General features: G+C 56.2%; 18 protein-coding genes and 1 pseudogene. 4 read left to right on the plus strand and 15 right to left on the minus strand.

Annotated features, from left to right (window positions below; translation table 11 throughout):
- Positions 1 to 258 precede the first annotated feature (258 nt).
- On the plus strand, positions 259 to 1,008 hold the full coding sequence (locus RT582_RS20890; RefSeq protein WP_313479779.1) for a hypothetical protein: 750 nt from the start codon (positions 259 to 261) through the stop codon (positions 1,006 to 1,008).
- Between the two features lie 53 nt (positions 1,009 to 1,061).
- On the opposite strand, the gene RT582_RS20895 is transcribed toward RT582_RS20890, so the two are convergent.
- The 8 genes from RT582_RS20895 to rpsU all read right to left on the minus strand — a co-directional run bounded on the left by RT582_RS20895 (position 1,062) and on the right by rpsU (position 14,022).
- A complete protein-coding gene (locus RT582_RS20895) occupies positions 1,062 to 3,227 on the minus strand; it encodes an AAA family ATPase (protein ID WP_152480804.1) in 2,166 nt (721 codons plus the stop codon).
- Positions 3,224 to 3,697: a hypothetical protein gene (locus tag RT582_RS20900; protein WP_042928085.1), complete on the minus strand. Its 474-nt coding sequence runs from the start codon at positions 3,695 to 3,697 to the stop codon at positions 3,224 to 3,226. Before RT582_RS20900 ends, RT582_RS20895 begins: the two co-directional genes overlap by 4 nt.
- On the minus strand, positions 3,684 to 4,352 hold the full coding sequence (locus RT582_RS20905; protein WP_152480805.1) for a hypothetical protein: 669 nt from the start codon (positions 4,350 to 4,352) through the stop codon (positions 3,684 to 3,686). Before RT582_RS20905 ends, RT582_RS20900 begins: the two co-directional genes overlap by 14 nt.
- Positions 4,349 to 7,585, minus strand: a complete 3,237-nt coding sequence (locus RT582_RS20910) for a hypothetical protein (protein WP_152480806.1) — start codon at positions 7,583 to 7,585, stop codon at positions 4,349 to 4,351. Before RT582_RS20910 ends, RT582_RS20905 begins: the two co-directional genes overlap by 4 nt.
- Positions 7,578 to 9,173 carry a tyrosine-type recombinase/integrase gene (locus RT582_RS20915; RefSeq protein ID WP_256365786.1) on the minus strand — a complete coding sequence of 532 codons (1,596 nt, stop codon included), beginning with the start codon at positions 9,171 to 9,173 and terminating at the stop codon, positions 7,578 to 7,580. Before RT582_RS20915 ends, RT582_RS20910 begins: the two co-directional genes overlap by 8 nt.
- Positions 9,174 to 9,803: 630 nt before the next feature.
- Positions 9,804 to 11,657 (minus strand): RNA polymerase sigma factor RpoD, encoded by a 1,854-nt coding sequence (rpoD, locus tag RT582_RS20920; RefSeq protein WP_014821693.1) that lies wholly within the window; start codon positions 11,655 to 11,657, stop codon positions 9,804 to 9,806.
- 67 nt (positions 11,658 to 11,724) lie between these two features.
- The gene (gene dnaG, locus RT582_RS20925; protein WP_014821692.1) at positions 11,725 to 13,668 is read right to left on the minus strand and encodes a DNA primase; all 1,944 of its coding nucleotides are present in this window, start codon (positions 13,666 to 13,668) and stop codon (positions 11,725 to 11,727) included.
- A gap of 138 nt (positions 13,669 to 13,806) precedes the next feature.
- Positions 13,807 to 14,022 carry a 30S ribosomal protein S21 gene (rpsU, locus tag RT582_RS20930; RefSeq protein ID WP_313479789.1) on the minus strand — a complete coding sequence of 72 codons (216 nt, stop codon included), beginning with the start codon at positions 14,020 to 14,022 and terminating at the stop codon, positions 13,807 to 13,809.
- Positions 14,023 to 14,218: 196 nt separating this feature from the next.
- On the opposite strand from rpsU, the gene tsaD reads away from it, so the two are divergent.
- On the plus strand, positions 14,219 to 15,244 hold the full coding sequence (gene tsaD / locus RT582_RS20935; RefSeq protein WP_014821691.1) for a tRNA (adenosine(37)-N6)-threonylcarbamoyltransferase complex transferase subunit TsaD: 1,026 nt from the start codon (positions 14,219 to 14,221) through the stop codon (positions 15,242 to 15,244).
- A gap of 15 nt (positions 15,245 to 15,259) precedes the next feature.
- Here tsaD and plsY read toward each other — a convergent pair whose 3' ends face one another.
- Entirely contained in the window at positions 15,260 to 15,829 is a 570-nt protein-coding gene (gene plsY / locus RT582_RS20940) for a glycerol-3-phosphate 1-O-acyltransferase PlsY (RefSeq protein WP_014821690.1), read from the minus strand.
- Between the two features lie 75 nt (positions 15,830 to 15,904).
- On the opposite strand from plsY, the gene folB reads away from it, so the two are divergent.
- Together folB and folK are read left to right on the plus strand one after the other, a co-directional pair.
- Positions 15,905 to 16,258 carry a dihydroneopterin aldolase gene (gene folB, locus RT582_RS20945; RefSeq protein WP_014821689.1) on the plus strand — a complete coding sequence of 118 codons (354 nt, stop codon included), beginning with the start codon at positions 15,905 to 15,907 and terminating at the stop codon, positions 16,256 to 16,258.
- The gene (gene folK / locus RT582_RS20950) at positions 16,249 to 16,791 is read left to right on the plus strand and encodes a 2-amino-4-hydroxy-6-hydroxymethyldihydropteridine diphosphokinase (RefSeq protein ID WP_014821688.1); all 543 of its coding nucleotides are present in this window, start codon (positions 16,249 to 16,251) and stop codon (positions 16,789 to 16,791) included. The genes folB and folK overlap by 10 nt, the downstream gene beginning before the upstream one ends.
- Positions 16,792 to 16,797: 6 nt before the next feature.
- Here folK and RT582_RS20955 read toward each other — a convergent pair whose 3' ends face one another.
- The 6 genes and pseudogenes from RT582_RS20955 to RT582_RS20980 form a co-directional block, all read right to left on the minus strand.
- Positions 16,798 to 17,967, minus strand: coding sequence for a multifunctional CCA addition/repair protein (locus RT582_RS20955; protein ID WP_014821687.1), 1,170 nt, complete (start codon positions 17,965 to 17,967; stop codon positions 16,798 to 16,800).
- 97 nt (positions 17,968 to 18,064) lie between these two features.
- Positions 18,065 to 19,612, minus strand: a complete 1,548-nt coding sequence (locus RT582_RS20960; protein ID WP_014821686.1) for a SpoVR family protein — start codon at positions 19,610 to 19,612, stop codon at positions 18,065 to 18,067.
- 10 nt (positions 19,613 to 19,622) lie between these two features.
- A complete protein-coding gene (locus RT582_RS20965; RefSeq protein WP_014821685.1) occupies positions 19,623 to 20,894 on the minus strand; it encodes a YeaH/YhbH family protein in 1,272 nt (423 codons plus the stop codon).
- Positions 20,895 to 20,975: 81 nt separating this feature from the next.
- Positions 20,976 to 22,898: a PrkA family serine protein kinase gene (locus RT582_RS20970; protein ID WP_014821684.1), complete on the minus strand. Its 1,923-nt coding sequence runs from the start codon at positions 22,896 to 22,898 to the stop codon at positions 20,976 to 20,978.
- A 270-nt stretch (positions 22,899 to 23,168) separates the two neighbouring features.
- The gene (glpE, locus tag RT582_RS20975; RefSeq protein ID WP_014821683.1) at positions 23,169 to 23,501 is read right to left on the minus strand and encodes a thiosulfate sulfurtransferase GlpE; all 333 of its coding nucleotides are present in this window, start codon (positions 23,499 to 23,501) and stop codon (positions 23,169 to 23,171) included.
- Positions 23,498 to 23,821 (minus strand): annotated as a pseudogene (locus RT582_RS20980) (diadenosine tetraphosphatase); the annotation flags it as partial. The gene glpE and the pseudogene RT582_RS20980, both read right to left, overlap by 4 nt.

Below are 23,821 nucleotides of genomic sequence, written 5' to 3' on the forward strand. Positions count from 1 at the left end.
CCAGTGGCAGCCTGACCCAAACACAATAGCCTCCGCGATACCCGGGGCGGTTCAGACTTCGAGCGCTGCAGACATCCAGGGGGCGATCCTGCGCGGGCGCTCTCGGCAATCCGAAATCTCTTCGCAGGCGTACTGCTCCTATTCAAGTACAAAATTGCTACGTGTGTCGATGACCCCGCTAATGCTGCGGCTCTAATCTTCAATCCACCGGAGGTTTTGCCTCATTCAGATGGCGAAGGGGGTATCGCATGGGTGCCGGTGGGCAAGTTCAAGCCCACCACAATCGATGTGGGAACGATCCAAAAGCGTTTTGAAGCTTTTGAGATAGATGTTGATTGGGATGTGATCGAAAAACTGCAGGCGTGCCGCAACCATCTTGAGCATCTCCATCCCGCTCACACGCTAGGTGAGGTAGCCGAATTCGTAGCGGAGCTGTTCCCGGTGCTACGGGATTTCATTCAGACGGAGCTGGGGGAGTCACCAGCAGCAATCCTCGGGGACGCGTGGCAGCTCATGCTTTTGCATCACAACTTCTTTGTAGACACCACAAAACGATGCGAAGAGGCTTGGTCTGAGGCTTACGTACCAGAAGGCATGGAGCCTTGGCTGAAAGAGTCTAAGTGCCCGGAATGCGGTTCAACTTTACTAGCGCCTGCGCAAGAAAACCTGGACGCAGGTGATAGTGTTGAACGCAACGATGACCGTTTTAAGGCTACCTGTATCGCCTGTGGATACACAGACTTGGTTGCCCCGCTCATGGTCGGCGCGCTGGAGAACGCCCATAGTTACGACCCGCGTGACGGAGGCGAGGCCAGCCTTGAGGGCTGCAATCAATGCGGCCGTGGAGCGTTCCTCATCTATGAGCAGTCCTGCCTGTGGTGTGCCGCTGAACTCGAATACACGGAATGCGAGATGTGTGAGGAGCGTCTGGGGCAAGAAGACCAAGACAATGGTGGGCTTTGTTCTTATCACGCTCACTCTTATGAGAAATTCATGCGTGAGGATTGACTCTGCCGTGGAGCGACCTGGCTTAGCACTGCAAACGGCGAAGCACTAACACTTCAGAGCGAGAAGCCTACACAAAGCATGTCGCTGCGATTTGGACGTGCCACGCACTGCTGAATTATCTCTTGTGTGCTCAGAATCAAACTCAGGCGCTTGGATCGAGTAAGCGCGGTGTAGAACATGCTGCGCTCGACGAACTCGCTGCGGGTAAGAGAGCAGATGACAGACGCTTGGTATTCGCTTCCCTGCGATTTGTGAATGGATATCGCATAGGCAAGCTTCACCCCGAGTAAGAACAAATCTGCCCGTGAGAGAGTGAAGGTCTCGCCATTGAAAGAGAAAACACCACTAGATTGACCATCGATGTTCACTAAGTCTGACATGAGTCCGGTATTACCGTTGAACAAGCTGTGTTCGTAGCTGTTCTGTGTGATGATCACAGGGTCACCAACTCGTAGCCAGTATTTCCCCATCCAGATTCCTGGCGTTTCGAATGAGTTCTGTCGGTCTGCTTGCAAGCTGTTATTGATAAGGTGGGCTGAATCGGGCATACGCTTGGAAATATGAGGTGTCAGGATCTGAGACTGAGGGAGCATTCGTTTAATCCTCGACAGTTCCCTCAACAGGTCGGCTTTATTGGAGCAGGGAACCAGATATACGCCATCGTTTTCATCTTGCCATATGGGAAGATCTGGCAGGGTTCCGGTGCGAACGTTCATTGCTACTTGTTGTAGCAAGCTGCCGGCAACTGACCGGTGTACCTGGGTCAAATGCGTTGAGGGAACCAGCGGCGACTTCGCTAAGATATGAAAGCAAATCCCAAAACCGACCGGCGATAATTGGCCTGAGTCACCTACGAGTAGTAGCGAGAACGCCTTTTTTCTAAAGGCGTTCAGCAGCTTCAACATTAGCGCGATATCAACCATGCTGGCTTCATCTACGATCACGAGCGGATCCCCACCAGTAGAAATCTGTGAGTGTTCGTCGTTAACTTTGGCCAAGAAGGTATGAATTGTGTAGGCCTCCTGCCCAGTTGCCTCCCTTGCTCTTTCTTTGGCTTTTCCACTCAACGCCAATACATAGACCGTGCGGTATGCCGTGGTGATATCGACAATCGCCTTGAGGACAGTCGTTTTGCCCGTGCCGGCAAATCCGGTCAGGGTGCTGACTCGGCTTGTTAAAGCCATTTCTATTGCCTGCTTCTGCTGATCGGCGAAGCTATAGCCATGAACCTTCTTATGCAGTTTGCAATAATCATGAATGGATTCAGCTACCTCGCTGTTAGATCTGTGCAAGAGGGCGCGCGGTGTTGCCAAAAGCTCTTTGAAACGTTGCTCCAGTTGGCTCTCGATGATGGCTGCGCCTAAGGGCTGCACCAGAGTTACCCCGTTCAGCTTATTGACGCAAATGGCGCGTCGTTCTAGAGCGCACGCTATGGCTCTCTCCGTGAGATCGCTCGTTTGAAGGTAGGCCGAAATCCAAGCTCGAACTTCATCTAGGGGACAAGCTGTGTGCCCATGATCGAGACGGCTGAGAAGAAGGTGCTCAACAATTCCGGCCAGTCGCCTTGGATCATCGCGTGCAATGCCTAGTTTTAAGGCGGCGGCTTCGATAGTTTTCCAGAGGTTTTCGTGCAGGCCATGGAACGAAATTAGGCTGTAAGGGTTTTGCTGAAGGCGCTCGACAGTATTGGACTTGCAAATTCTGATAATGCTTTTAGCCAAATCAGGGTGAAAGTCGTGCCGCATAAGAAATTCAATGGTAGCAATTTCATTTGTGAGTGTGAGCCAAGCGTTAACAATGTTCTTGGCCAAGTCAGGATTAATGACTTCCGCAAGATGGGTGACTTTTCCAGAATTGAGTATCTGAGCCAAGTTTTCGGCTGAAAATGTTCTTAAAAGTTTCGTGACCTTGGCTTTACCGAATGAGAATCCCCGAAACGTCGGGTGCTTGACGAGGAGACGCTCTAGGTAGGCAGCGGCAGGGAGATTTACGATGTGGCATTTGTTCACTTGCACGTAGTTGGTGAACTGGTCATGCCCGACTATGACCCCCTCAATTTTCCAACATTCACCCGGTTGAGGGGCGCGCGTGATCAACTTGTAGTTTGCTTTGCAAGTATAGATCCGATTCTCGCCGATGATCCTACCGGAAAAGATGGCCCCCCCGAAGCTGCCGGGTTTAACAGACGTCACCTGAATTACGCCTGACAGAACGCTCACAAAGTGAACACCCTGCCTGAGTCCAGCATCATCTCTTGCCTGCTGCTGAGCTCGCTGACACTTCCCTGCAAAGCCCTGATTTCGACCGTCAATCTTTCTACTTGCTGACGAAGCAAATCGTTCTCCTTCGATTTCTGATCGAGCAGGCTTCGCAATATGGAGGCTTCACGTCCTTTCGAATCAGCCAAGTCTATGAGAGCCGACTCTGGGTCTTTTGGTGTAACGAATTCACTGCCGATGCGCCGGATATCAGCTTGGATGATCCTCTCAAGAGTTTCCCCGCGTTCAGTAAAAATCTTGTTGGCGCTCTCAGAGAACCATTGCCGGCGATTACCACACTCATTTGCAATCCTACTGAAATTTACATCCCCGAATTGATTTACAGGGAATTTTCTCCCAGCTTGCTCTAAGTGTAAGACATATTCTCTGTACCGCCCGAATGGTGAGTTCTTCTGATTACTTGGCGCCATGGTCTTTCTCTTTATCTTTCAGCCAAAGTACAAAGGGTTCGATAAGCTCTTTTGGTGCAAGTCCTTCCAAGGGCTCAAGGTCGTTATACGCACAACTAATCTTTGTCGTATCGGTATCAACTGTAAACATACCTTCGCTAGCGTCTAGCACCAGTTTTAGCACGCGACAAGTTTTGTCGAACCTGGTCATGAAGTCCTGATCGCTAAGTATTGAGTCAGGTTGGCTGGTTAGTGAGGCTCCATGCGAACGGAGTGCTGCTTGAAGGGCAAGTACTTCCTTTTTAAGCCTTTCTAAATCAGTTTGCAGTCGGCCTGCTCGCTGCGTAGCAAGCTTCCCTACAAGCTTGTCTTTCTTGGACTCCATGTTTGTAGATGAGTCCCAGTTTTTGTAATAGATCGGCCCGATCAGTGACCAGTATTCAGTGCTTTGTATAATGGTTCTATAACCTATTTTCCTTTCATTGACAGGAAGGTCACTGTTGTAAAGTTCGGCACAGAATCTAGAGAATGGGGTTGCCCCACTGAATGAAGTTTTACCAACGAAGGATTTCAGTTTAGGAATCACCTCCTCTTTGATTCGTTTGATCCTGTAATCCCGATGTCGTTTTTGGGCGCCTGCAAAGCGATTTTGTCCAGGCTTAGCACCCTTGCTCATGCTGAGGTGCCCCTGGGGGCCGATGCTAGCCTCAGAATCGGATTCGGACGATCAAGGGCCATAGGCTTGTTCATTGCATCACTAAGTTCGCAAAGAGAGAGCCCGAGGACTTCACAGGCAGATCGGATCAAGCCCCTGAATTCGTCGATCAATGTGAAACCAGTCGGGGCATCTTGCAGCATGCGGTTAAAATCTCCGGTGAAGGCCAGTAGTTTGTTCCTGGCAACCAGAACCTGCTGCTTCAATTGTGGTGTGAAATACTCTGCATGTGACTTGGCTTCCGCAATCCGCGCAATAAGGTTGGAAAGGGTGTGGTCTTCCAGTTCTATGCGTTCCAGGTGCTCCGATACGACTTCAGGCTTTTCAACCAGAAAGCTAAGACGTGTTTTGATCTCTTTGTACATTTGCTCAAGACAGTGAGCAGTAATACTCCAAGATGTGATCTCTGACGCCAGGAATTTACGGCGGTTGGCTTTCTGTACCAGGCTTTCGGGCGAGGCGCCATTCTTTTTGGCCTCGTTTATGTGGCTTTCCAGTTCACTACACTCGTCAGTCAGCACGCGGATGTGTCCGTGAATCCTAGGTAGGTGGTCGACAGTCTTGATTGAGTAGTAGCAGCCACCGCAGGGCGTACTCAATCCTGGTATGGCACCCAGATCATTGACTACGTCCGCTGGGCACTGGTTACCAAATGGGCAGATGTGGGTTGGCATGAAGGCTAGCGAATCAATGGAGCGCTGCCTCGCAATGATTATGCCCGACTGCACTTCATCCTTGGTTTCGCGGTCGAATGAGATCGCGCCAAAATCAACCAAAGACATTTCTTTGTTTCGGCGAAATGCTTGTTGCAGCTTAGAAGTAACGTCTTCAGCCTTGATAGTAGACATGCCAGGGCGGTCAAGGAGCCAATTCTGCTCAACGCTTACCTTCTGATGCTGAGATGCTGTCTTCAAGTACGCGGGATCGACTTTAGCGTAATACATCACATGCTCTTCGGTGGCATGGCCGGTGATGTATGCGCCAATAATGTGTGGGGGCAAGATCCTGATGTATTCAGATACTACTGATACCCGGCAGGAGTGAGGAGTATGTTCGATCAGTTTGCATGCATCTTCGACAAGCTTTAATGCTTTTAAGTAGTCGCGGGGATTATCAACTGTCTCTAGATCGCCCAATGCCTCAGGCATCGCATTCGTAGACTCAATCCCTAATTGGTATCGGCAGAATAAATCAAATGAGTAAATCAATCTTTTGAAATATTTTGCGTATGACTCTGAGTTTAGTACTCCAGGCTCTCCGCCCTTTGGGAATATGGAAACTATCCTTCCGAATGGACTGTCCTGGTGGTAGTCATACCAGGCCTCTTCATTTAAAGCGGGATCGTTAAACCATGTGAGCATATTTTTCTGACGATCTAGAAGTTCAATAACATCTTTTGATACGGTTGCATCCCAAGAGTTGTTGACCTTGTCTGTATTAATGCGCAACTGGCAAATTGGCGGTAGCGGTTTTGAGCGATCTATATGTACGTCATAGGTACGCTTTTCCAGCCAGCGTATGTGGATACTTCGAATGCCTGTTTCAAGTGCAACAATGTTGTGTCGGATATATGTAAGTTGCGGGTAAAACACCCATGCACCCTTTCTTTTTACAGTATTCTCAATGATTGGCAGCGTGAACCTTGGCAGGAGGTGCAGTGCTTCGTAATTTACTGGGCAATTCTTCTTAGACTTGGGTTTCAATGGATTGAATAGTGGGTTCCGAAAGAAAACAATCGGTACATATCCAAATAGTTCGGTCTGTATGACTTTCTGAGCATCGTTCCAATTCTTGGAGTCTGTCTCCACTCGGTATTTACTAGCATAAAGGTTTATCTGCTCGTCATAAACTTTATCGGCTAGGTAAGTGCCGAAGGATTCGATTGCATAGCAATATTGTAATAGGTATGGAAAGTGCTCAGATTGGAAAGCGGCTTTGTTTGAACTGGATTTTCGTTTGACAATTGGATAGTCGATTTCTGATATTGGGTTGACGAATCCGGCCAGATCTTCGTCTGCACTAGAGTTTGAAGCGAGGTAATCGAAAAACGCGTCGATCTTGTACAGAATGTTTTGTATGCTTGCGTTTGTTCTACCTTCGCGTAGTTGGCTAAGAAATCCCTCATGCTCGTCTCCCTCCATATGTTTTCGGTTGAACTGTTTTGGGTAAGGAGGTGTAATTTCGAGGGCTGGTAGTTTGCCGAATAAGTACGTATTAAGGCTTGTAAAGCTTTTGGTGTAGGATTGATATGTTTTTATGCCCCGCGACTTTTGTAGTTGGACAAACCTTTCTTGATATTTTAGCCAGGCTCTGACAATCTTGCTGTGCTCATCAGGGTACCCAAATTCTCCGGATATTAGCGTCTTGAGGGTTGCCTTGTTGGTATTTCTAATAGGTGTATGTACTGTGCTTTGACTGCATCTGTCTGGGTACAGTAGTTGGAGGTATCGCCAAAACGCAATTGGCGAAATGGGATACTCGAACCAATCCTTTTCTTTTCTTCGCACTAGTGTTATGTGCTCTGCAAAGGATGATATTTCGTCAGGGTTAACGTCTTCGATTCTATGCCAGTCAGTGCATCGGATCATGCGCCATGCATACCATTCAAAGTTCTTTATGGCTGTGGGTTTCATAACGGTGGTAATGTCTGGTATGTTCTCATAGTTATGAGGTGAAAATGGCGCGCTAACAAGAGCCATAACTTCTGAGTAATATGGCGCTGCAAACTCAAAGTGGTTATAGTTTTTTTCATCGTTTGCGACTACTGGTTTTTTCGTGTCCGCTGGAAGCAAAACTGCTTTTTCTTGCCAAAGAAAATGCAGAATCAACAAGCAGTCCTTAGTCAGGCGTTGTAGGGACGAATTATTGAGCCAGTCATGAGCGGTCTTGGTAATGACCTTTCTTGCAACGCTGGCTTCAGGTGTTTTTTTTGTACATGAATATGCGTTGTTCACCCAGGATTCGTTATAGCAAGGTGCGTTGCTAGAATTCAGGTGATCCTCAAAAAACCTTACGATTGAGGCGTTATAGTATTCATTTCGTGATGAGCTTGTTACTTTTCTAGGGGAGATATAATTTGACTTATAGAGCTCTTTGCTTACGCATTCCTTGGCCTTGCTTATCGCGAGTTTGATTGAATTCTCTAAAGTATCTCCAGACTGGATGATAAGTATTTCTCTGGTGAGGTTAATCATTATCGAGCGCCTTGATTCGAGATGCTTCTTGCTTTAATGCTCGAAGTTGTCTGGCGTGAAATTCCTCGCGGATGGTTCTAATGGAATCTTCTCCCCGCTGTGTTACGTATTGGTTCGCATGCTGAAGGTAAGCATCAATGATGTCGGTATCGTGTTTAGCGTACTTCATTGTCGAAGTTACGCTTGTGTGGCCCATCAGGATCTTCACGTACGTGATTGGAAAGCCAGGGGCACTTTGTCCTGGAACGGGCATGTAGTTAAGTGTGTAAGTTCCATACATGTGCCTAAGCGAGTGCGGGCTAATGCCGCCAACATCTAGTAGGCCCGATTTCTTTGCGTACTTTTTGAAGGTTTTGTCTCGGCTGCTTCTGTCGCTAGCGAAGAAAGGCCTCCCGTTAGAGTTCTGAAATACGAAGTCATGATTAACGCTTGAGTTGTATTCAAAGTTTAGATACTTCTCAAGGTTCTCCCAGAATATGCCAGCGAATGGCTCAATCATGAAGGTGATTTCCGTTTCGCGGCCTTTCCATGAAAGAAGCTTGTACTCTTCCTCGGTAATTCCGGGCGTATTCCTAGCAAACGGATCACGAAGGAAAACTGCATGTTTATCGCTGTCGATATCAGGCATTCTGACCTGAAGGGCCTCACTTGTACGGGCGCCGGTTGCGGCGAGTAAGGCGAAGAATGTCATATCTCTATAAAAGGTTTTCGACCTTAAAGGCTTCGCCTGTCTGACCAAGTTGACGGATAGTTCGATGGGGTAAGCAGTGGTCTTGTGCGCTGGCTTATCGTTTTTTCTGTCCCTACGTTTTGCCTGAGGAAACAGCTTGTCTTTCTTGTGCTTTGGCAGGGTGGAGTTAAGAGCGTCACGAATGACAGCGGCTAGCCAGGAGTTTGCTTTATGGGCGGAAACTTCAAATTGGCATCGATATTCGGTGCGATTCAGATAGAACGAGCTGAATAACTGGTCGGGAAGCTTGTGGTGAGTCGTTGCCGTCACTTGAAGAAACCAACGGATTGATGCCTCTATGGTCTGCGAGAGTGAGTTATGGCTCGTGAGCTTTTCTTTTCCGAGACTTTCAGCCAGCTTGCGCGCTATAGGATTTGTGGCGCCTTTGCCGAACAGCAGGAAAGCCTGATAGCTATAGATGATGGTCTCAATGGTGATTTCGACATCTTTTGGAAACCGGGTTTTCGAAGCCTCGTACACGTAATCGATGAAGCGACCAACGTGCTCGGCGTATAGCTTTGCAGTGTTTGGCGCATAGCTCCTACGTGCAAGCCACATCGTGTAGTGGGTGAACGGTCTGAATTCCCGATCCTCATCGGCTACGCTTGGGTCAAGGTGGAGCAGGAGGTAGTTCGCTTCACTTGTGAGCGGCGCATCGACCAGCATGAAATTTTTCATAAGCGCCACTTCCAAGTACCACACTGTTTCAGCATCGAGTGTGGTGCTAATGGTGTCAACAGAAATCTTCAGAAACGGTATTTTCGGTCGTGCCCATTTGTGCGCCGAGGAGGCTGGGGTCTCTTGGATTCGCCGTTTTTGCTGGGAGTGAATGCGGTTCGCAGCGGCCTTGGCGCCCACATCACAGCCAGTCTTGGTTGAGAGGTGTTTGTGCGGAGCAGTAACGAAAAAAGCCAGACCTGGCGGTCTGGCTTTTGGGAATGGTGGGCCCCCCCGGAGTCGAACCGGGCACCAACGGATTATGCTTACCAGCTACAGCTTTCGCTGCCCCTTTCAGGTTTGTGGTCTGGACTGTCTCTTGCCTTTACGGCTCGCCCGTACAGTCTCTACACCTTCCTCTTGCGAGGCTTGGCTCGGGATCACCACGCTTACGCAGAGGCTTCCCCGAATTTGAGCGATTCTACCAAAGGGCAGAGTCAACTTACCCCAAGGCAACCCATTTGTTCAGTACCCTGCCAACAGGGTTAGGTACTGAGCTGCTAAGTCCGCTGCTCTAACCAACATGAGCTAGAGGCCCAATGACGCAACATGAAGCTATCAAAAACTGGTTCTATATGCCACACCAATGTGCGTACCACATAAGAACCGTGGACCAAAGGATTATGAGTCCTCTGCTCTAACCAACTGAGCTATAGGCCCCCAGAAGGCCGGCGGATTATACCGACGGTATGGCGGCTGCGCCAATCGAAGCTAGCTGCTCCGAGGCATACGGCAGAAAAAAGAACCCCCGGCATGCCGGGGGTTCTGGTCTTACTCGTCGAGGAAGGAGCGCAGATGCTCGCTTCTCGTCGGGTGGCGCAGCTTGCGCAGCGCCTTGGCTTCGATCTGACGGATTCGCTCGCGGGTGACATCGAACTGCTTGCCGACTTCCTCAAGGGTGTGGTCGGTGTTCATGTCGATGCCGAAGCGCATGCGCAGTACCTTGGCTTCACGAGCCGTGAGGCCGGAGAGCACTTCGCGAGTGGCTTCCTTGAGGCTTTCCACAGTGGCTACGTCAATTGGCGACTGCATGGCCGAGTCTTCGATGAAGTCGCCCAGGTGTGAGTCTTCATCGTCACCGATTGGCGTTTCCATGGAGATCGGCTCTTTGGCGATCTTCAGTACCTTGCGGATCTTGTCCTCGGGCATTTCCATGCGTTCGCCCAGCTCTTCAGGTGTGGGTTCGCGACCCATTTCCTGCAGCATCTGACGGGAGATGCGGTTGAGCTTGTTGATCGTCTCGATCATGTGAACCGGGATACGGATGGTCCGCGCCTGGTCGGCAATGGAACGAGTGATCGCCTGGCGAATCCACCAGGTGGCGTAGGTCGAGAACTTGTAGCCGCGGCGGTATTCGAACTTGTCCACCGCCTTCATAAGGCCGATGTTGCCTTCCTGGATCAGATCGAGGAACTGCAGGCCGCGGTTGGTGTACTTCTTCGCGATCGAGATGACCAGGCGCAGGTTGGCTTCAACCATCTCTTTCTTCGCACGGCGGGCTTTGGCCTCGCCGATGGACATGCGACGGTTGATGTCCTTGATGTCAGCGATGACCAGGTCGCATTCCTGTTCCAGCTCGATCAGCTTCTGCTGGCAGCGAACGATGTCTTCCTTGCGGTTGCCGATGGCTTCGGCGTACTTGCCTTTGCCGGAAGCCAGCTGCTCGGCCCAGTCGAGATTGGTCTCGTTGTTCGGGAACTGACGCAGGAAGTCGGCGCGCGGCATGCGGGCGTCACGCACGCACAGCTGCATGATGGCGCGTTCCTGAGCGCGGATCTGGCTCAGGGCGTTGCGAACGCGCTCGACCAGTGCGTCGTACTGCTTGGGTACGAGCTTGATCGGCATGAACAGGATGGCGAGTGCTTCGAGCTCCTCGACGGCCTGCTGGCTGGCGCGGCCGTGCTTCTTCAGCGCCTTCTTGGCTTTCTCCAGCTGTTCGGCGACTGCGCCGAAACGCATACGCGCGACCTCGGGGTCGGGGCCGCCATCGCCTTCTTCCTCTTCGCTGTCGGAATCGTCCTCTTCCTCATCATCCTTGTCGTCGGCCGCCGGCTTCGCGGTGGTCTGCGGAGTTTCCGGCTCGACCTCCTGAGGACCAGCAGCGCCGTCGTCGTCAGGGTCGATGTAACCGCTGAGGATGTCGGACAGGCGGCCACCTTCGGTCGTCACTCGCTCATAGTCGGCGAGAATGCTGTCGACGGTGCCGGGGAAGTGAGCGATGGCGCTCATCACTTCGCGAATGCCTTCCTCGATGCGTTTGGCGATTTCGATCTCGCCTTCGCGGGTCAGCAGTTCGACCGTGCCCATTTCACGCATGTACATGCGAACGGGATCGGTGGTTCGGCCGATGTCGGTCTCGACCGCAGCGAGTGCGGCAGCGGCCTCTTCGGCAGCGGCTTCATCGGTATCGGCTTCGGCCAGCAACAGGGCATCGGCATCCGGGGCAACCTCGAATACATTGATACCCATGTCATTGATCATGCGAATGATGTCTTCCACCTGTTCCGGATCGGAAATATCCTCCGGTAGGTGGTCGTTGACCTCTGCGTAAGTCAGGTAACCCTGCTCACGGCCACGCTGGATCAACTCTTTGAGGCGGGACTGCTGTTGCGCTTTTCCGGACATATAACCCTATCCACTGAAGGTTCTGGCGGGCTGAAAACAAGCTGAGCATTATAGCCGAGCTAGGACCTCAGACGCCAGTTGAGGTCGGTGTAGCGGGTATTGCATTACGGCTCAGCAGGTTACGCAGTTGGTCTTTTTCCTCTGCGCTGAGTTCACCTTGGCGAGCCTTACGCAGCAGGCTTTCGAGTCGGCGTTCCCGCTGTCGGGCGGCAAGGCTATTAATGGTGTCGAAAAACTGCTGTTCAAGGTTATCGGCCGAGATCAGCCATTCTTTCTCTGCAAGTGCGCGTAAAAGTCGCCCTTGGTCGGTTCCATGCCAGCGGGCGATCAGCTGCAGGCTGCGCAGCTTCGGGTTCTTCTGCAGCGTGCCAAGCAGAGCAACGAGCAATTGTGCGTATGTGTCGTCTTCTGCGGCGAAATGGCTGACGTCCTCGACCTTCTGTGCTAGCTCCGGATGGTGCAGCAGCGTCCGCAGCGTGGTCAGGGTCGGTGGCTCGACGGTAGCTGGCGTACGCGGACCGCGAGGTTTGAAGTCTGGTCGCTGTCCGGATTTTTTCCAGTCTTTCTTCCATTCCTTTTTTTCGCCGCGTTGTGGCTTGGGCGCTTCGGGAGGCTGGAAGTAGTCGGTCTCGGCGTAGTGCGAGCCCGTGTCGTAATAAGCGGCGTCGTCGTACTCGGCTGAGTTGTTGCTGGGTGCGGTAGTTGGCGCTGCTGCCATATGCTGCAGTGCTTCCCCGTTCAGGCCAGTGATCTCGGTGAGACGCTGGCGCATCAATGCGCGCAGGTTTGCACCGGGAATCTTTTCGATAAGCGGCGCTGCCAGGGTGGCCAAGTGGGCCTTGCCTTCCAATGAGCGTGGATCGGCTTCGTCGCTCAGTTGCTGGAAGAAGTAATCGGCCAGTGGCTGTGAGTGCTGCTGAATGCGCGCGCGAAAGGCATCGGTGCCCTCGGCGCGGACCAGTGTGTCCGGGTCCTCTCCGTCGGGCAGGAACAGGAAGCGTGCGCGGCGGCCATCCTGCAGGTTCGGTAGCGTTGCTTCCAGTGCTCGCCAGGCGGCTTTGCGTCCGGCCGCGTCGCCATCGAAGCAAAACAGGACGCTGGGTACGATGCGGAACAGGCGCTTGAGGTGCTCTTCGCTGGTTGCCGTACCAAGGGTGGCCACGGCGTTGCGCAAGCCTTGCTGGGCCAGTGCAATGACATCCATGTAGCCCTCGACCACCATGATCTCGTCGAGATCTCGGTTGGCCTGCCGCGCTTCGTAAAGGCCGTAGAGTTCCTGGCCCTTGTGGAATACCGGGGTTTCCGGCGAATTCAGGTACTTGGGCTTGTCGTCGCCCAGAACGCGACCGCCGAAGGCGATGACGCGGCCGCGGCTGTCGCGGATGGGGAACATCACGCGATCGCGGAAGCGGTCGTAGCGTTTGCCGTTCTCGGCGTTCTCGATCAGCAGGCCGGCGTCGATCAGCGCTTTCTGTTGCAGCGCATCGCCGCCGAGATGCTTCATCAGGTTGTCCCAGCCGGGCGGGGCGAAGCCCAATCCGAAATCCCGGGCAATCACGCCGGACAGGCCGCGGCCCTTGAGGTACTCCACGGCCGACTTACGGGTCGCGTGGCTTTTCAGGGCTTGGCGGTAGTAATCGGCGGCGGCAGCCAGCAGTGGGTAGAGCGGCGAATCGACCGGCTGGCGTGGCTTGTGTTTGCGGCCGCTTTCCTCGTGGGGGACTTCCATTCCCGCGTGCTTGGCCAGTTCCTCGACTGCCTGGGGGAAGTCCAGCTGGTCGTGGTCCATGACGAAGCCCAGCGCATTGCCGCCAGCGCCGCAGCCGAAGCAATAGTAGAACTGCTTGTCCGGACTGACGCTGAACGAGGGTGTCTTTTCCTTGTGAAAAGGGCAGAGGGCGCTGTAGTTCTTGCCGGCCTTTTTCAGTTGGATGCGCGAGCCGACCACCTCGACGATGTCGGAGCGGTTGAGCAGGTCGTCGATGAAGGATTGGGGGATCAGGCCGGCCATAGAGGTATCAGATTACGCTCGCATTGCATGAGCCGGAAATGAAAAAACTCCGGCCTTTCGCCGGCTGGCGAAGCGGAGTAAGCATGCAATGCAAAGCCCGGCCTGAGCCGGGCTTGATGCGACGTCAGCTGTACTGGATTAGTACAGGCGGACGCTGCGGCGCTGCTCGCGCTGCACTTTCTTGGCGTGACGCTTGACTGCAGCGGCAGCCTTGCGCTTGCGCTCGGAAGTCGGCTTCTCGTAGAACTCGCGCGAGCGGAGTTCGGCCAGAACGCCTGCTTTTTCGCAGGAACGCTTGAAGCGACGCAGTGCTACGTCGAAGGGTTCATTCTCTTTAACTTTGACAGCGGGCATCCAGGACTTACCTTCACTTGATTACCGGTGGCAACGCGCTTCGGCAATGACTCGCAAGCACGCTGGTTTTAAGGGTTGCGGATGTTACCCGCTCCAATTGCGGAATGCAAAGCCCCTGATCGAAAAGCGCTGGTCGGTCGGACGGCCCGACGATTAATATGCACGGCTTCATTCGCCCTCCGGAAAGGTTGAACCCATGCTGGTGCTGGGGTTGGAAACGTCCTGCGACGAGACTGGTGTCGCGCTTTACGACAGCGAACAGGGCCTGCTGGCCGACGCGCTATTCAGCCAGATCGACCTGCATCGCGTCTATGGCGGCGTGGTGCCTGAGCTCGCCTCGCGCGATCACGTGAAACGCATGCTGCCGCTGATTCGCCAGGTGCTGGAGGAGGCGGGCCGCGAGGCCGGCCAGATCGATGCGGTGGCCTATACGGCCGGTCCCGGACTGGTCGGTGCGCTGCTGGTTGGGGCCTCCTGCGCCCAGGCGCTGGCGTTGGCCTGGGGCGTGCCGGCTGTCGGCGTGCACCATATGGAAGGTCACCTGCTGGCGCCGATGCTCGAAGCGCAGCCGCCGCAATTTCCGTTCGTCGCCTTGCTGGTGTCGGGTGGCCATACGCAGCTTGTTCGCGTGGATGGCATTGGCCGGTACGAGCTGCTCGGCGAATCGGTGGACGATGCCGCTGGCGAGGCCTTCGACAAGACCGCAAAGCTGATGGGCCTGCGTTATCCCGGCGGGCCGGAAATCGCCCGTCTGGCCGAGCAGGGCGCTCCGGGACGCTTCGTCTTTCCGCGGCCGATGACTGATCGGCCCGGTCTGGATTTCAGTTTCAGCGGCCTGAAGACCTTTACCCTCAATACCTGGCAGCAGTGCCGCAGCGCGGGCGACGAATCCGGTCAGACCCGCTGCGACATCGCGCTGGCGTTCCAGCAGGCTGTGGTCGAGACGCTGACCATCAAGTGTCGCCGAGCCCTTAGGCAGACGGGCCTGAAGTCGCTGGTCATCGCCGGCGGGGTCAGCGCCAATCAGTCTCTGCGCCAGTCGCTGGAGCGGATGCTCGGTGAGTTCAAGGGTCAGGTCTTCTATGCGCGGCCACGTTTCTGCACCGACAACGGTGCGATGATCGCTTACGCTGGCTGTCAGCGCTTGCTCGCCGGGCAGCATGATGGTCCGGCGATCACCGTACAGCCGCGTTGGTCGATGGACACACTGCCGGCGATCTGATGAGCGTCAGAGCGGTCAGAAATGCCGTTCCCGGCCGGCGAACAGGTCGCGCATGTTGCTGCGATGGCGCCAGACGATCAGTGTGGCGAGCAGGCTCATCGGCAACAGCGCGCCGGGTTGCTGCCAGGCCAGCAGTGGCAGGCATAGCGGCAGGGCGATAAGGGCAGCCAGCGAGCTGGTCCGGGTCAGGCGGAATACCAGCAGCCAGGCGACTATGGCCAGCAGTGCGGCCGGCGGGTAGAGCGCGAGCAGGGTGCCGGCGGCGGTGGCGACACCCTTGCCGCCACGGAAGCGAAAATACAACGGATAGAGATGGCCGCAGACCGCTGCCAGACCGATCCAGGCCTGTTGCTGGACGGACATGTCCAGCGAGGCGGCCAGCAGTACGGGCAGCAGGCCCTTGAGCAGATCGCCGAACAGCGTGCAGATCGCCAGTCGCTTGCCTGCCAGACGAAGCATATTGGTGGCGCCGGGATTGCCGGAGCCACCGGCGCGCGGGTCGGGCATTCCGGCCAGACGGCTAAGCAGTATGGCGAATGACAGCGAGCCGATCAGGTACGCGAGCAAGGTCAGCAGCCAGAACATGGAATCCATCCGGGGCAGGGAGCCTCTGAGTCTAACGGCGCGTTTCGAGCTTGTCGTGCCGCAGGAGAACGTTGCGTGGATACAGTCTTCATCGAAGGCCTGGAAGTGGATACGGTAATCGGCGCCTACGACTGGGAGCGCGGGATTCGCCAGTGCCTGCAGCTCGACCTGACGCTGGGCTGGGACATCCGTCCCGCCGCCGAGAATGATGAGCTGGACAAGGCGCTGGACTATGCCAAGGTCGCTGCGGCCATCGATCAGTTCGCCTGCGCGGCGCGCTTCGAGCTGGTCGAAACCTTCGCCGAGCGTCTGGCGCAAAAGTTGATGAGCGAGTTCGGCATCGTCTGGCTGCGCCTGCGGGTCACCAAGCCAGGCGTCAATGCGCGTGCCCGTGCGCTGGGCGTGGAGATCGAACGCGGATGTCGCTGACCCCCGTCATGCTCGGCCTGGGCAGCAATGTGCAGCGCATCGAGCGCCTGCATGCCGGGCTCGATGCGCTGGCCGAGCTGCTGCAGGATATGCGTTGCTCGCCAGTGTTCGAGAGCCTGGCGGTGGGCTATAGGGGCGACAACTTCTACAACCTGGTGGTCGCCGGCTACACCGACCTGCCGCTGACGGAACTGGACCGCCGGCTCAAGTTCATCGAGGCGGACAACGGCCGTTACGCGCCGGATCGCAAGGGGTTGCCGCTGGATATAGATGTGCTGCTGTATGGCGAGCTGGTCGGCAACTTCCATGGCTTGCTGCTGCCGCGTGCGGAGATCTTGAAGAACGCCTTCGTGCTCTGGCCGCTGGCGTTATTGGCGCCGACCGTCAAACATCCCGCTGCAGGCGAGGCCTTTGCCGATCTGTGGGCGCAGTCATCCATCGACCAGCAGCTCTGGCCGGTGCCGTTTCAGTGGCGCGGCAGCGAGCTTACGCCTGCCGATCTGATCCGCAACCATCCTCCACAGCGCGCCTGAATCGCCTTACTGCGAATATTCCCGGCAGTAGATGCTCAGGGCATCGAGGCGCGCAGCACCGAGCGCTTTGCCCAGCTCGGCACCTTTGAATCCTTGATCCAGCAGCGGTTTGACCGGCACGGCATGGGCCGCGCTGGCCGCGCCATGCAGATAATCGGCTTCGAAGAGCAACTCGCCGGGCGCGCCTGCCAGGGCGTGCATTTCACAAGCCGCGACGAACTGCTCGAAGCGCTCCGGCCGCCGGTAGATGTCGAAATGCTGCAGCATGTCGAGCAGTGCATCGGCATGCAGTTTCTTGGCGTTGAACGCGTCATCCTGATACCTGCCGAGCAGCATCGCCAGCTCTTGGCAATCCCTCGGCGCCTTGCAGCGCTGGTTGAGTGTATCGATGGCGGCCAGACGTGGTTGCTGGCTATCGGCCGACGTTGTACAGCCAAGTAGCAGGCAGGCCCAGCGTACCGGCAGTGGCTGGGTATGTTCGGCGCACTGCCGAAGCGTGCCAAGCAGGTGCCCACCGGCAGCATTGCCCTTGGCGAAGGTGGCGGTCAGTTCCGGAAACAGCTCGGCCAGCGCGTCACAGTCCTGCAGCACCTGAATGAACACATCCGGCCGCGGCTCCATCAGCGCACGCGAAATTTCTTTCCAGCTGCGCTCCGCCGTCAGCGCCGACAACTCGCCGGAGCGTGCCAGCTGACGCATCAGCTCAAGCGTCTCTTCGGCGATACGGAAACCCAGTTCGGCATAGCGTGCGGCGAAGCGCGCCACGCGCAGAACACGCAACGGATCTTCGGCGAAAGCGGGGGAAACGTGGCGCAATAGCCGTGCCTGCAGGTCGCGCTGTCCGCCGTATGGATCGATCAGCTGGCCCTGGTCATCTTCGGCGATGGCATTGATGGTGAGATCGCGGCGCTGCAGGTCTTCTTCGAGGGTGACGTCGGGGCTGGCATGGAAGGTAAACCCCCCATAGCCACGACCGCTTTTGCGCTCGGTGCGTGCCAGGGCGTATTCCTCGCCGGTCTGCGGGTGCAGGAAAACCGGGAAGTCCGCACCGACCGGGCGGAAGCCGCTGGCCTGCATTTCTTCCGGCGTGGCACCGACCACCAGCCAATCGACCTCGGTCACCGGGCGCCCCAACAGACGGTCGCGCACCGCGCCGCCGACTTTATAGATCTGCATGTCCACCTCCGTTGGCGCGGAGGATAAAGGATATCGGCGCTGAGGCTACAGCGTGGCGGGTTAAAGAAGGGTCGCGGAGGTGGGCCGCGGCCCACTGTCAGGCGAAGTTCATGCCGGGAAAACGGTTGTCGGTCTCTGCCTCGCTGCTGGGTCTTGGTGGCATGTGATGGGTATTGACCAGCTTGTCGTCCTGCATCGACTGCAGGTGCACATCGAAGCCCCACAGCCGATGCAGATGCTTGAGCACCTCATCGGTGGACCCGCCCAATGGCTTGCGGTCGTGCTGCATGTGACGCAAGGTCAGCGAGCGATCGCCGCGACGGTCGACGTTCCATACCTGGACGTTGGGCTCGCGGTTGCCGAGGTTGTATTGCGCGGCGAGCAGTTCGCGAATGGTGTGGTAACCACTTTCATCGTGGATCGCCGGGACCAGCAGCTCGTCCTTGCGGTCATCGTCAAGGATGCTGAACAGCTTGAGATCGCGGATCACCTTCGGCGAAAGGAACTGCAGGATAAAGCTCTCGTCCTTGAAGTTGTTCATGGCGAACTTGACGGTGGTCAGCCAGTCGCTGCCGGCGATCTCCGGGAACCAGCGCTTGTCCTCCTCGGTGGGGTGCTCGCAAATCCGGCGGATGTCCTGGTACATGGCGAAGCCCAGGGTGTAGGGGTTGATGCCGCTGTAGTACGGGCTGTCGAAGCCTGGCTGGTAGATCACGCTGGTATGCGACTGCAGAAACTCCATCATGAAGCCGTCGGTGACCAGGCCCTCGTCATACAGATCGTTTAGCAGGGTGTAGTGCCAGAATGTCGCCCAGCCTTCGTTCATCACCTGGGTCTGGCGCTGTGGATAGAAGTACTGCGCGATCTTGCGCACGATACGCACCACCTCGCGCTGCCATGGCTCCAGCAGCGGGGCGTGCTTCTCGATGAAATAGAGGATGTTTTCCTGCGGCTCTGCCGGGAAACGCTGACTGTCCGCCAACCCATCGCCCTTGTCCGTGCCCTTGGGAATGGTGCGCCAGAGGTCGTTGATCTGCCGTTGCAGATGCTCCTCGCGATCCTTCTGGCGTCGGCGCTCTTCTTCCGCAGAGATGGGGTAGGGACGCTTGTAGCGGTCGACACCGTAGTTCATCAGTGCGTGGCAGGAGTCGAGCAGGTCTTCCACCGCATCGATGCCGTGACGCTCCTCGCACTGCATGATGTACTGCTTGGCGAACACCAGGTAATCGATGATCGAGCTGGCGTCGGTCCAGGTGCGGAACAGGTAGTTGCCCTTGAAGAAGCTGTTGTGCCCGTAGCTGGCGTGGGCGATCACCAGTGCCTGCATGCACATGGTGTTCTCTTCCATCAGGTAGGCGATGCAGGGATCGGAATTGATGACGATCTCGTAGGCCAGACCCATCTGCCCGCGCTTGTAGTGTTTCTCGGTGTGCAGGAACTGCTTGCCGTATGACCAGTGGTGGTAACCCAGCGGCATGCCAACCGAGGCGTAGGCGTCCATCATCTGCTCGGCGGTGATCACCTCGATCTGGTTCGGGTAGGTGTCCAGCGCGTAGCGCTCGGCGATGCGGCCGATCTCGCGGTCGTACTGCCGAATCAGGTCGAAGGTCCATTCCGAGCCGGTGGAAATGGGCTGTCGCTTCATGCTGCACACCTCAGCTGGTCATGCGCCGCTGGAAGAGTTCGCGGAACACTGGGTAGATGTCCCCGGCGCTGACCAACTGCTGTTGGGCGAACGCATCGGAAAAGGCTTCGGCGACCTGGTTGTACTCGTACCAGAGCGCCTGGTGCTCGCGCGGGGTGATTTCAACGTAGGTGAAGTACTGCACGAACGGCATGATCTGGTTGATCAGGATGTCGCGGCAGAGCGGCGAGTCGTCGTTCCAGTTGTCGCCGTCGGAAGCCTGCGCGGCGTAGATGTTCCACTCGTTGGCCGGGTAACGCTCGGCCATGATCTCCTGCATCATCTTCAGGGCGCTGGAAACGATGGTGCCGCCGGTCTCCCGCGAGTAGAAGAACTCTTCCTCGTCGACTTCCTTGGCGCTGGTGTGGTGACGGATGAACACCACATCGATCTTGTCGTAGTTCCGCTTGAGGAAAAGGTACAGCAGGATGAAGAAGCGCTTGGCGATGTCCTTGGTGGCCTGAGTCATGGAGCCGGAAACGTCCATCAGGCAGAACATCACCGCCTTGGAGCTGGGGTTAGGATGCTTGACCAGCAGGTTGTATTTCAGATCGAAGGTGTCGAGGAATGGCACGCGTTTGATGCGCGCCTTCAGCCTTTCGATCTCCTCCTCGGTGGCCTTGATGTCGCCGAAGTTGTTCGGCTCCTCAAGACGCAGTCGCTCCAGCTCTGCCTTCAGTGTGCGCAGTTGTGCACGGCTGCTGCCAGATAGCGCAATGCGTCTGGCATGGGCCGAGCGCAGCGTGCGCACGATGTTGATGCGCGACGGGTTGCCCTCGTTACTGATGCCGGCCCGCACGGTTTTGAAAGTATCGGTGCCGGTCAGGTGACGCTTGACCAGATTGGGCAGTTCGAGGTCCTCGAACATGAAATCGAGGAATTCTTCCTGGGTGATCTGGAAGACGAAGTCGTCCATGCCGTCGCCGCTATTGCTGGCCTGGCCGGCGCCCTGGCCACCGCCGCCGCCCTGCGGTCTGGGGATGCGTTCGCCGGCAACGAACTCCTTGTTGCCCGGATGGACGATGGTCTGGCGGCCGCCGCGGCCGTGGTGCAGCACCGGCTCATCGATGTCGCGGCCGGGAATGCTGATCTGCTCGCCATGTTCCATGTCGGTGATGGAGCGCCGGCCGACGGCTTCCTCCACCGCCTTCTTGATATGCCCACGGTACCGCTGCAGGAAACGCTGGCGGTTCACCGTGCTCTTGTTCTTGCCATTCAGGCGACGATCGATCACGTAGCTCATAGGCCCTCCGGGCTTGGCTGAAACCATAGGCCTGAAGCTGGAAGCGTGCCGCGGTGCTTCCAGCTTCAGGCTTCCAGCCACTTACTGCGATTTACGCACCCGCAGATACCATTCGGACAGCAGGCGAACCTGCTTCTCGGTGTAGCCACGCTCGACCATGCGCACGACGAAATCGTTGTGCTTCTTCTGGTCTTCCTTGCTCGCCTTGGCGTTGAAGCTGATGACTGGCAGCAGGTCCTCGGTGTTGGAGAACATCTTCTTCTCGATCACCACGCGCAGCTTCTCGTAGGACAGCCACGACGGATTCTTGCCATTGTTGTTGGCCCGCGCGCGCAGCACGAAGTTGACGATCTCGTTGCGGAAGTCCTTCGGATTGCTGATGCCGGCCGGCTTCTCGATCTTCTCCAGCTCCTCGTTGAGCGCAACGCGATTAAGGATCTCGCCGGTTTCCGGATCGCGGTATTCCTGATCCTGAATCCAGAAATCCGCATACAGCACGTAGCGGTCGAAGATGTTCTGCCCGTACTCGCTGTAGGACTCGAGGTAGGCAGTCTGGATCTCCTTGCCGATGAACTCGATGTAGCGAGGCGCCAGGTACTCCTTGATAAAGCGCAGGTAGCGCTCGCGCATCTCGGCCGGGAACTGTTCCTGCTCGATCTGCTGCTCCAGCACGTAGAGCAGGTGCACCGGGTTCGCCGCGATCTCGTGCGGGTCGAAGTTGAAGACCTTGGACAGGATCTTGAAGGCGAAACGAGTGGAGAGACCGTTCATGCCTTCGTCGACGCCGGCGGTGTCGCGGTATTCCTGAATCGACTTGGCTTTCGGGTCGGTGTCTTTGAGATTTTCGCCGTCATACACGCGCATCTTCGAGTAGATGTTGGAATTTTCCGGCTCCTTCAGGCGGGACAGCACGGAGAACTGCGCGAGCATCTTCAGGGTGTCCGGCGCGCAATGAGCATGGGCCAGCGAGCTGTTGGTCAGCAGCTTGTCGTAGATCTTGATCTCGTCACTGACCCGCAGGCAGTAGGGCACCTTGACGATGTAAATACGGTCGATGAAGGCTTCGTTGTTCTTGTTGTTGCGGAAGCTGTGCCATTCCGACTCGTTGGAGTGGGCCAGCAGGATGCCGCTGTAAGGAATCGCGCCGAGGCCTTCGGTGCTGTTGTAGTTGCCTTCCTGGGTGGCGGTCAGCAGCGGGTGTAGCACCTTGATCGGTGCCTTGAACATCTCGACGAATTCCATCAGACCCTGGTTGGCCCGGCACAACGCACCCGAATAACTGTAGGCGTCCGCATCGTTCTGTGGAAACTCCTCCAGTTTGCGGATATCGACCTTGCCCACCAGCGAGGAGATGTCCTGGTTGTTCTCGTCGCCCGGTTCGGTCTTGGCAACCGCGATCTGGTTGAGGATCGACGGGTACAGCTTGACCACGCGGAATTTGGATATGTCGCCGCCGAACTCCTGCAGGCGCTTGGTGGCCCAGGGCGACATGATCGAGTTCAGGTAGCGCCGAGGAATGCCGTAGTCCTCCTCGAGGATCTGCGCATCTTCGATTGGGTTGAACAGCCCCAATGGCGACTCGAACACTGGCGAGTCCTTGATTGCGTAGAAGGGCACATGCTCCATCAGCTGCTTGAGCTTCTCGGCAAGCGACGATTTACCCCCGCCCACCGGACCGAGGAGATAGAGGATCTGCTTCTTCTCTTCCAGCCCCTGCGCGGCGTGACGGAAGTAGGAAACGATCTGGTCGATGCACTCCTCCATGCCATGGAAATCCTCGAATGCCGGATAACGGCGGATCACCTTGTTGGAGAAGATGCGCGACAGTCGCGAGTCGACCGATGTGTCGACCAGTTCGGGCTCGCCGATCGCCATCAGCAGGCGCTCGGCGGCGCTGGCATAGGTACCTGGGTCCGCCTTGCACAGATCGAGATATTCCTGGAGGGAATACTCCTCCTGGCGGGTCGCTTCGAAACGTTGTTGGAAGTGGCTGAAAATGCTCATGACTTCACCTCGATCGATGCACGAATAGGCGCGTCATCAGGCACTCTGGGCCCGGCCGAAGTGGCGGCCAGTGGAGTTCCCCCGAACACCTAATGGTCGAAACCCTGAAATCCGTCAGCCGTTTCCCGGCTTCGTTTATTTGGATGGCCTGAACTCAAGGATAGTTCGGATTCGGCAAGATCAAGGGCGGGGAGGGAATTTAGGCGCTGCCGTTCGGCTGTTGATAGCGCCTAGCCCGCGGATGGCGGGCTATCGGGGGGAAATAAATTTTTACGCTTGTTCTTCGCCGCGCTCGACATCGGCCGGATAGGTGTGGCGCCAGAGTTCGAAGCCGCCGTCGAGGCTGTAGACGTCCGAAAAGCCCTGATTGACCAGATAGGCCGCTGCGCTCTGGCTGGAGTGGCCGTGATAGCAGGTGACGATCAGCGGCTGGTCGAGATCGGCGGCGGCAATGAAATCCGGCAGCGAGTGGTTGTCCAGATGCAGCGAGCCGCTGATGTGGCCGTTGGCATAGCTGTGCGGATCGCGGATGTCCACGATTACGGCGCCGCTGCTGCGCATGGTCTGCGCCTCTTCCGGTGGGATGCGTTTGAAGTCGGTCATGCGGGTTTCCCGTGTTCACATTCGCAGCGGTGCATTTCGCCGCTGTCGAGGTTCATCAAGGTCATGGCGTAGCCCCAGACGCAGCCGGTGTCCAGCGCGAAGACGTTCGGCTCGTCGCATTGACCCTCCAGCGCAGCCCAGTGACCAAAGATCAGCTTGACGTTGCGGGTCTTGCGATTGGCGTGGCTAAACCAAGGCGAGTAGCCGGCGGGGGCGCTGTCGGCGCCTTCCTTCGCTTCCAGATCGAGCGTGCCGTCGGCCTTGCAGAAACGCATGCGGGTGAAGTAGTTGGTGATCAGGCGCAGCCGCGGCACCCCGTG

Source organism: Stutzerimonas kunmingensis, from assembly GCF_032106285.1.
GTDB lineage: Bacteria > Pseudomonadota > Gammaproteobacteria > Pseudomonadales > Pseudomonadaceae > Stutzerimonas > Stutzerimonas kunmingensis_B.

What these genes read in the sequence shown, in the direction of transcription:
- RT582_RS20900 (WP_042928085.1), bottom strand. Translation starts at nt 3,697, where the DNA reads ATGGCGCCAAGTAATCAGAAGAACTCACCATTCGGGCGGTACAGAGAA.
- RT582_RS20905 (WP_152480805.1), bottom strand. Translation starts at nt 4,352, where the DNA reads ATGAGCAAGGGTGCTAAGCCTGGACAAAATCGCTTTGCAGGCGCCCAA.
- RT582_RS20910 (WP_152480806.1), bottom strand. Translation starts at nt 7,585, where the DNA reads ATGATTAACCTCACCAGAGAAATACTTATCATCCAGTCTGGAGATACT.
- rpoD (WP_014821693.1), bottom strand. Translation starts at nt 11,657, where the DNA reads ATGTCCGGAAAAGCGCAACAGCAGTCCCGCCTCAAAGAGTTGATCCAG.
- dnaG (WP_014821692.1), bottom strand. Translation starts at nt 13,668, where the DNA reads ATGGCCGGCCTGATCCCCCAATCCTTCATCGACGACCTGCTCAACCGC.
- rpsU (WP_313479789.1), bottom strand. Translation starts at nt 14,022, where the DNA reads ATGCCCGCTGTCAAAGTTAAAGAGAATGAACCCTTCGACGTAGCACTG.
- tsaD (WP_014821691.1), top strand. Translation starts at nt 14,219, where the DNA reads ATGCTGGTGCTGGGGTTGGAAACGTCCTGCGACGAGACTGGTGTCGCG.
- plsY (WP_014821690.1), bottom strand. Translation starts at nt 15,829, where the DNA reads ATGTTCTGGCTGCTGACCTTGCTCGCGTACCTGATCGGCTCGCTGTCA.
- folK (WP_014821688.1), top strand. Translation starts at nt 16,249, where the DNA reads ATGTCGCTGACCCCCGTCATGCTCGGCCTGGGCAGCAATGTGCAGCGC.
- RT582_RS20955 (WP_014821687.1), bottom strand. Translation starts at nt 17,967, where the DNA reads ATGCAGATCTATAAAGTCGGCGGCGCGGTGCGCGACCGTCTGTTGGGG.
- RT582_RS20960 (WP_014821686.1), bottom strand. Translation starts at nt 19,612, where the DNA reads ATGAAGCGACAGCCCATTTCCACCGGCTCGGAATGGACCTTCGACCTG.
- RT582_RS20965 (WP_014821685.1), bottom strand. Translation starts at nt 20,894, where the DNA reads ATGAGCTACGTGATCGATCGTCGCCTGAATGGCAAGAACAAGAGCACG.
- RT582_RS20970 (WP_014821684.1), bottom strand. Translation starts at nt 22,898, where the DNA reads ATGAGCATTTTCAGCCACTTCCAACAACGTTTCGAAGCGACCCGCCAG.
- glpE (WP_014821683.1), bottom strand. Translation starts at nt 23,501, where the DNA reads ATGACCGACTTCAAACGCATCCCACCGGAAGAGGCGCAGACCATGCGC.